This window comes from uncultured Lactobacillus sp. (genome assembly GCF_902491705.1).
Taxonomy (GTDB): Bacteria; Bacillota; Bacilli; order Lactobacillales; family Lactobacillaceae; genus Lactobacillus.
In genome coordinates this window covers 20,779-28,478 of record NZ_CABUIW010000028.1, presented here as the reverse complement: position 1 = coordinate 28,478, position 7,700 = coordinate 20,779, and the positions used below count along the sequence as shown (strand labels likewise).

The following is a 7,700-nucleotide window of genomic DNA, read 5'->3' as shown; positions in this document are numbered from 1 at the left end:
TAGTGAATCGACTATCCCGTCGGATAATCAATTCACTATTAAGCTTAGAATGTTTTGTTTTCAATATTAAAAATAATATTTACCAAAATCCTCTTTGTTGACTTCATACTTTTAAAAATATGGCGTTAAATTCTTATGAGAGTAGTATTAACACAGATTTCTTGGAACCGCTATTGTTATATAATTAGAAAGTTCACATAAATATTTTAGTAATATAGGGAGATAGTTTATGACTGAATCACAAAGTAATCCCAAAAAGATGATGTGGACAACCCTAGCAATGATGGCATTCTCCACCGTGTGGGGATTTGGTAACGTTGTTAACGGTTATGTCTACTTTGACGGAACAAAGGTCATCTTCAGTTGGGTCGTAATGTTCCTTCTCTACTTTGTTCCTTATGCACTGATGGTTGGTGAATTAGGTGCCACTTTCAAAAATGCTGAAGGTGGGGTTTCATCTTGGGTTAACGCTACAATGGGTGCCAAATGGGCATATTATGCTGGTTGGACTTATTGGGCTTGCCACGTTGTTTACATTTCAAGTAAAGGTACTGGTGGTTTGAGAGCCATGGCTTGGGGTATTTTTGGTAATACTCGCTGGTACGATGGTTTACCTACTGCTTGGACTCAATTCGCCACTTTAGTTGTATTCCTATTCTTCTGCTGGGTTGCCAGTCGCGGTATTCCAGTTTTGAAAGGTTTAGCAACTGTTGCTGGTTCTTCAATGTTCATCATGTCAATTTTATTCATTATCATGATGTTTGCAGCTCCAGCAATTAACCCACATGCTGGTTTCTACAGCATTAACTTTAATTGGAAGAACTTGATGCCAACATTTAATGTTAAATACTTTACTTCACTTTCAATTTTAGTATTTGCTGTTGGTGGTTGTGAAAAGATCTCTCCTTATGTAAATAAGGTTAAAGATCCATCAAAGAACTTTCCTAAGGCAATGATGGCCCTTGCTATTATGGTTATGGTTTCAGCAATTTTGGGAACTTTCGCTATGGCACTTATGTTTGATCCTAAGGTAGTTAACGCTAACCTTAATGAATACATTTCAAACGGTGCTTACATGGCCTTCCAAAAGCTTGGCGAATATTACCATGTTGGTGGTTTATTCATGTACATTTATTCATGGTGTAACGTAATCGGCCAATTCTCAACTTTGGTAATTAGTATCGATGCTCCACTTAGAATGCTTTTAGGTAGTAAAGAAGCTAAAGCGTTTATTCCAAAAGGCTTGCTTAAACTTAATAAGCACGGAGCTTACATCAACGGTATTTGGATGGTTGTCATTTTATCAGGTGGTTTAATTGCAATCCAAGCACTTGTTCCAAATGCTCAAGCTGTTATGGCTCAATTAGTTAAGTTAAACTCAACTACAATGCCACTTCGTTACCTTTGGGTATTTGCAGCTTACATTGCTTTAAGAAAGCACCAAGAAAAATTCGAGACTACTTACCAAATGACTAAGAGTCAAGGATTAGCCTATACTGCTGGTATCTGGTGTTTCTTAGTTACTGCAGCTTGCTGTATCTTCGGTATTTACTCACCAGACCCATTCACATTATTGTTAAACATCTTGACTCCAATTATTTTGATTGCATTAGGCTTAATTCTTCCAGCAATTAAGAAATATCAAGATGCTAAGTAGTTAAAAAACTATAAAAAAAGAGCGATGATTAAATTCATCGCTCTTTCTTTATGCCTAAATTATTATTTAGTCAATGTTTGTTTACTTTCAAGTAACTCTGCACGTTGTGCTAAGTTAGTGTAAAGTCTGTTATTAGCTACTGCAATACCTTCAATTTCACGACCTGTGTGGAATTGGTAAGTATCCTTAACTTCACCATTTTTAGCAATCTTAGCAATTACGTCATTAAATGCAAGGTAGAAGTTGTTGTTCTTAGGATCATAAGTGAAACCTTGAGTATAAGTATTTGAAACAATACCAGTCTTAGTTGCACCTAAAATAGTTGGGTACCAGTTGTCGCCTTTACGGTTAAATTCCCAGTATTCAGTTTGATCGTCATCCTTGTTGTAAGTAGTGGTGTACATCTTGTGATCATTTACAATTACACCGTTTTGGAAGTAACGACCTTCTGAGTCACTACCATTCCAGCATTTAATAGTCCAAATCTTGTTGATACACATATCACTCTTACGGATTTGAATCAATTCTGTTGACAAATTACTCTTGTATGAAATTTTATTATTATTATTTAATACATAGATGTACTTATCTGTAGAACCCATAGCTTGACCATGACCAGTTGGAATACTTGGACTTACCTTAATATTCTTAACATAAGAGTTAAAATTTTTTTGTGACATGTTAAGCAAGTATTGACCATTGAATGCATTGGTTAGCTTATTCAAGTTATAACCTACAATGTGACCATTACTAATAGTAGTACTGCTGAGCAAACTAGTATAAAGCCAGCCGTCAGACATAGTAATACCTTCTGGAATGTGACCCACACGGTTAATGTAGTCATCATCTTTAATATCTCTAGCAACACTTAATAAAACCGGCTGAAAATATCGAGTTCTAAAAGTTAGGTTTCCACTGTCACTATCATAAGTATGTCTAGATTTATCTGGAGCAAAATCAGTCTTATTTATATAGTTAGCAGAACTACCGTAATAAGTCTTCCAAGACTTCAAATTTTCATTAAATGGCTTTGCTTGAACCTTGTTTGCGTCAGCAATACCTTCCTTGGTACTCTTTCTAACAGTAATCTTAACTGTAACTTTAACATTACCATAGCTATACTTAACGTTATAAGTGCCTGGATCAGTACAATCGATGCCATCTTCAGAAATATCTACATCCTGATTGTCAATTACAGTACCCAAATCATTAGTTACGTAGCTAATGGCATCACTAGGATCAAACACATAATTACTGTTTCTAACCAAACTTACAGTCTTAGGAACAGCAATTGTATTTCTAGTGAAATAGTTTTGGTTTACATAACCAACCTTACGGCCGTCTACATAAATACGCCAATAAGTACCATTATCTCTAGTTTTAATACTTTGATCTGATTGAATATGTGCATATTGGTAGTCGCTTGCGTCAGCAATCTTGCCAGAAGGCTTACCATTACTGATCTTTTTGTAAACATTGTAGTGCTTACCACTACCAACTTTAACCATCAAATCGTAAGAAGTACTAGTTTGAACTGGTCCTTTTTTACTATCACTGGTCTTTGCATTATTGTCTGTTGTCTTGCTAGTTGAGTTTGCGTCAGCAGCAGAAACAGGTTTAGCATAGCCCATCAATAAACCTACACTAAGTGCTACAGCCGATGTAGCAGTTAAAATTTTACTTGTATATTTCAAGCCTATCCTCCGATATTACATAATTTTTGTTTTACATTGTTATTATAATATATAAGATTAACTTGCAAAAATACATTTTCAATACAAGTAAGACTCATTATTTGACACTTTTATTACGAAGTGATTTAATTAGCACTGTACTTGAATGAGTGCTAATTAATATAACGAAAATTTAGGAGGCAAATATATGCTAGTACCTACAGTTATTGAACAAACTGCTCGTGGCGAACGTGCTTACGATATTTACTCACGTTTACTTAAAGACAGAATTATTATGCTGAGTGGTGAAATTAATGACCAAATGGCCAATTCAATCATTGCTCAATTGCTCTTCTTAGATGCTCAAGACAACACTAAGGATATTTCACTTTACATCAACTCTCCTGGTGGTGTTATTACCTCTGGTCTTGCCATTATGGACACAATGAACTTTATTAAGTCAGACGTTTCCACTATTGCAATTGGTATGGCTGCTTCAATGGCTTCCATTCTTTTAACCAGCGGTACCAAGGGCAAGCGTTTCGCACTTCCTAACTCAACGGTTCTTATTCACCAACCTTTAGGTGGTGCTCAAGGTCAACAAACCGATATTCAAATTGCAGCTAACGAAATTTTAAAGAGTCGTAAGAAGATTAACGAAATCTTACACGAAACTACCGGTCAACCTTTGGAAAAGATCCAAAAGGATACTGAACGTGATAACTACTTAACTGCTGAAGAAGCTAAGGAATACGGCTTAATTGACGAAATCATGGTTAACAAGAAGAAGTAATCATTAACTGATTACGCAAAAAGAGATCACTTTAATCAAAGTGATCTCTTTTTTCTATGCTCTTAAATTTTCAGCAATTTCATGTAATTTCTTAAAACGGTGATTTACCCCTGACTTTGAAATAGGACCATCAGGAATTTGATCAGCTACTTCTTTTAAAGTAAGTTCAGGATGAGCTAATCTAAAGCGAGCCAAAACTTGCAATTTTTCAGATAAATCATCCAAGCCTTTTTCCGCTTGAATTGTTTGAATATCTTCAACTTGCTTGGCTGAAGCTGAAGCCGTCTTTTTCATATTAGCAGTGTCGCAATTAACTAAGCGATTAACTGAATTACGCATGTCACGCATAATTCGCAAATCTTCGAAGTTGAGCATAGCATTTAACGCACCAACTATATGCAAAAAGTCACCAATCTTTTCAGCTTCTTTGAGATAAACAATATAGCCTCTTCTTCTTTTAGTCATTTTGGCATTCAAATAGAAGTATTCATTCATTATTTTAGCCAAATCTTCATTATGGTCTTCATAAGTTGAATAAATTTCTAAATGATAGCGACTGGTCTCAGGATTATTAACGCTTCCTCCTGCTAAAAAAGCACCACGTAAATAAGACATTGCGCCTTCACGCGACTTTTGAATTCGTTCAGGAATCCCAGTTACTAAACCTTTTTCAGGATCCCAAATCTGCAAGTTCTCTAAAACTTCTTGTACTTTTTGATTAAGGCGAACCAAGTATTGATTATTTTTCTTCAATTTCATTTTACGCGAAACAATCAATAAGGGTTCAATGCCATATGCAGTTTTAATTAATTTAAAAATACGCCGCGCAATCGCAGGATTTTCTGTTGTAATATCTAAACTAAATTGATGATCATGAAGATTAAGAACTCCATTCATCCGCAAAAAAGCAGCTAACTCTGCTTTGGCGTGCTCTGGGTGCACCTCAAGCGAAGTTAGCTCCTTTTTGACCTCACTAGCATAACTAGCCATTAATTTTCCTTCATTCTCTTTCGTGACATTGCTTCAAATGCCAAATTAATAATTTCCTTTGCTACCTTTTTACCATCATGGAAAACTAATCCATGTCGTTGATCGATAAAATCATCAGTAATTACACGACAATCTTGTGCTCTCAAGCCTTCAAAATCATTTTTTACAGGTTCAAGATAAGCATCATAATCTTCCGGATGGAATTTACTCATATCAATTTTGGCGCCATTAACCAAAGCAGTATTGATATAATGGCCGCCCAAGTGATTATTGATTACTTCTACGTGTTCTGCGTCACTAAAGTGATCAGTTTCACCACGTTGCGTCATAATATTACAAATATAAATAACTTCAGCTTCAGTCTCACGTACTGCTTGACCCAAGTTAGAAATCATTAGGTTAGGCAAAATTGAAGTAAACAAACTACCTGGGCCCAAAACAACGGCATCGGCCTGCATAATTGAAGCAAGTACTGGCAACATTGCCTTAGGTTCATCATCTGAATCAGAATCAGTAACCCATACTCGCTTAATTCGCTTATCCTTAGAAGTAATTTCTGTTTCACCAGCTTCAGTTGTGCCATCGATAAATTCCGCATTTAAGGTCAATGGCTCGTTTGATGCAGGAAAGACGTGTCCATCTACTCGCATCATTTTAGACAAAGATTGAACAGCGTCAAAAATATTTCCGTTCATTTCATTTAATGTGGCAATAATTAAATTACCAATCGCATGACCTGAGAAAAATGCATCTGAAGAATCAAAACGATATTGGAAAATATCCTTTTCTTCTTGTGGCAAATCACTTAAGGAAACTAAAACGTTTCTAATGTCACCAGGTGGAACAACGTTAATAAAGTTTCGAATTGATCCCGATGAACCACCATCATCAGAAACTGTAACGATCGCAGTAATTTCTGCATTTTGATCCTTTAAGGCATTTAAAATAACCGGAAGGCCAGTTCCCCCACCGATTACGACTATTCGTGGACGTCTGCCCTTAATAACGCGCACGATTCTTGTTTCTCCATATGACATCGTTATACCTTACTTTCTAATATAGCGGCTCACTTCACGGTGAGTGATATCGACTGGATACTTCTTAGATAAATCACGAGCCAGTTGTTGAGCAATTGATACACTACGGTGTTGACCACCAGTACATCCAATAGCGATGGTTAATTTCTCTTTTCCTTCTTTGATATAGCCAGGAATAGCCGTTTCAAGCAAGTCTAATAATTTATGATAGAAGACCTGTGTCTCCTTTTTATTCATTACATAATCAAAGACACGCTTGTCTAAGCCCGTAAATGGACGAAGTTCTGGAATATAGAATGGGTTAGGCAAAAAACGCACATCCATTACAATATCCGCATCAATTGGCATCCCATACTTAAAACCAAATGACATCACTTCAATTGAAAATGGTTGCCGCTTGCGATCACTAAAAGTATTAATTAACTTCTTCTTTAATTCCTTAGTAGACAATTTAGAAGTATCAATGATGTAGTTAGAACGATTTTTAATTGGGGTCAAAATATGGCGTTCTTCTTGAATACCATCAAGCAAGCGTCCTTTACCATTATTAGCTAATGGTGGCAAACGTCTTGTTTCCTTGTATCTAGCTACTAAAACATCGTCTGAAGCATCCAAGAAAAGAGTGGTTGCTTGTACGTTACCATTATCTTCTAATGAATTAACTTCATCTAATAAATCTGTGTAAAAACTTTTTACTCGTAAATCAATTACTACTGCCACTTTATGGAAATCATTAGAATTATTAATTAAATCCCAAAAACTTCCTAGCAGTGTAGGAGGAAGATTATCGACTACAAAATAGCCCATATCTTCAAGGTCATGAGCAACAACAGTTTTTCCTGCTCCACTCATCCCTGTGACAATTAATAATTGTTTCTTCTCATCAGCCATCGTTAGTTCCTCCTTGCATAAATTATATCATACACCCGGGCGTTTCATTTTGACAGCAAAAAAAAGAAGCCTTACGGCTTCTTTAAATATTAACGGTGCATGAATGCAAGTACAATTTCGTTGATTCCAAATACTAAGAGCCAGAAAGCAACTAACCATACTAAACTTAAAGCTGCTAAAACTGGGTTAAAGATCAAGCAAATTGCAATGATTAAACTGATAATATTCAAAACCAAGTTAAAAATGAAGTAGCCAGCTGAGAAATCACGCAAGTGCCATGAAAAGGCAATACCTACAACTGAGTCTACAAAAAACCAAATTGCAAACAAGTATGCAATGGTTAAACCACCTATATCATATGAGCATAAGAACAAAATACCTACGATAATGTCCAAAACACCTGAAATAAGTGCTACCCAACTACGTGCAAAGAATGCACGGAAGCGAGAATAACCAGCTAACCATACTAAACCTTGCAAAATTGACAAAACACCAAAAATTAATACGAATGCATGTAAACCTTTAGCTGGGTGTCTAAGAAGTACAAATGAAACAATTACCATTAATACTCCTGCAATAAAGGCACCCCAATCAAATCCGCGATTATCTCTAGAACTAGAAAAAATATCCATCTTACTATTTCCTCCTTGGTGCTATTT

Annotated in this window: 7 protein-coding genes; 2 read left to right on the top strand and 5 right to left on the bottom strand. The window is 35.9% G+C overall.

The window, feature by feature from the left end:
- Positions 1 to 229: 229 nt before the first annotated feature.
- Positions 230 to 1,657, top strand: a complete 1,428-nt coding sequence (locus RDN22_RS06635) for an amino acid permease (RefSeq protein WP_308556892.1) — start codon at positions 230 to 232, stop codon at positions 1,655 to 1,657.
- 62 nt (positions 1,658 to 1,719) lie between these two features.
- Here RDN22_RS06635 and RDN22_RS06630 read toward each other — a convergent pair whose 3' ends face one another.
- Positions 1,720 to 3,351: an SH3-like domain-containing protein gene (locus tag RDN22_RS06630; RefSeq protein WP_308556890.1), complete on the bottom strand. Its 1,632-nt coding sequence runs from the start codon at positions 3,349 to 3,351 to the stop codon at positions 1,720 to 1,722.
- A gap of 187 nt (positions 3,352 to 3,538) precedes the next feature.
- On the opposite strand from RDN22_RS06630, the gene clpP reads away from it, so the two are divergent.
- Positions 3,539 to 4,123 carry an ATP-dependent Clp endopeptidase proteolytic subunit ClpP gene (clpP, locus tag RDN22_RS06625; protein ID WP_005718663.1) on the top strand — a complete coding sequence of 195 codons (585 nt, stop codon included), beginning with the start codon at positions 3,539 to 3,541 and terminating at the stop codon, positions 4,121 to 4,123.
- Between the two features lie 54 nt (positions 4,124 to 4,177).
- Here clpP and whiA read toward each other — a convergent pair whose 3' ends face one another.
- The 4 genes from whiA to RDN22_RS06605 form a co-directional block, all read right to left on the bottom strand.
- On the bottom strand, positions 4,178 to 5,113 hold the full coding sequence (gene whiA, locus RDN22_RS06620; protein ID WP_308556884.1) for a DNA-binding protein WhiA: 936 nt from the start codon (positions 5,111 to 5,113) through the stop codon (positions 4,178 to 4,180).
- Complete coding sequence (locus RDN22_RS06615; RefSeq protein WP_308556882.1) at positions 5,113 to 6,150, bottom strand: YvcK family protein; 1,038 nt, start codon at positions 6,148 to 6,150, stop codon at positions 5,113 to 5,115. Before RDN22_RS06615 ends, whiA begins: the two co-directional genes overlap by 1 nt.
- A gap of 9 nt (positions 6,151 to 6,159) precedes the next feature.
- A complete protein-coding gene (rapZ, locus tag RDN22_RS06610) occupies positions 6,160 to 7,041 on the bottom strand; it encodes an RNase adapter RapZ (RefSeq protein WP_308556880.1) in 882 nt (293 codons plus the stop codon).
- Between the two features lie 89 nt (positions 7,042 to 7,130).
- Complete coding sequence (locus RDN22_RS06605) at positions 7,131 to 7,673, bottom strand: DUF308 domain-containing protein (RefSeq protein WP_308556878.1); 543 nt, start codon at positions 7,671 to 7,673, stop codon at positions 7,131 to 7,133.
- Positions 7,674 to 7,700 lie beyond the last annotated feature (27 nt).

Bases quoted from the DNA above. Each gene is read 5' to 3' on its own strand.
- RDN22_RS06635 (WP_308556892.1), top strand. From the start codon at position 230: ATGACTGAATCACAAAGTAATCCCAAAAAGATGATGTGGACAACCCTA.
- rapZ (WP_308556880.1), bottom strand. From the start codon at position 7,041: ATGGCTGATGAGAAGAAACAATTATTAATTGTCACAGGGATGAGTGGA.
- RDN22_RS06605 (WP_308556878.1), bottom strand. From the start codon at position 7,673: ATGGATATTTTTTCTAGTTCTAGAGATAATCGCGGATTTGATTGGGGT.
- RDN22_RS06615 (WP_308556882.1), bottom strand. From the start codon at position 6,150: ATGTCATATGGAGAAACAAGAATCGTGCGCGTTATTAAGGGCAGACGT.
- clpP (WP_005718663.1), top strand. From the start codon at position 3,539: ATGCTAGTACCTACAGTTATTGAACAAACTGCTCGTGGCGAACGTGCT.
- whiA (WP_308556884.1), bottom strand. From the start codon at position 5,113: ATGGCTAGTTATGCTAGTGAGGTCAAAAAGGAGCTAACTTCGCTTGAG.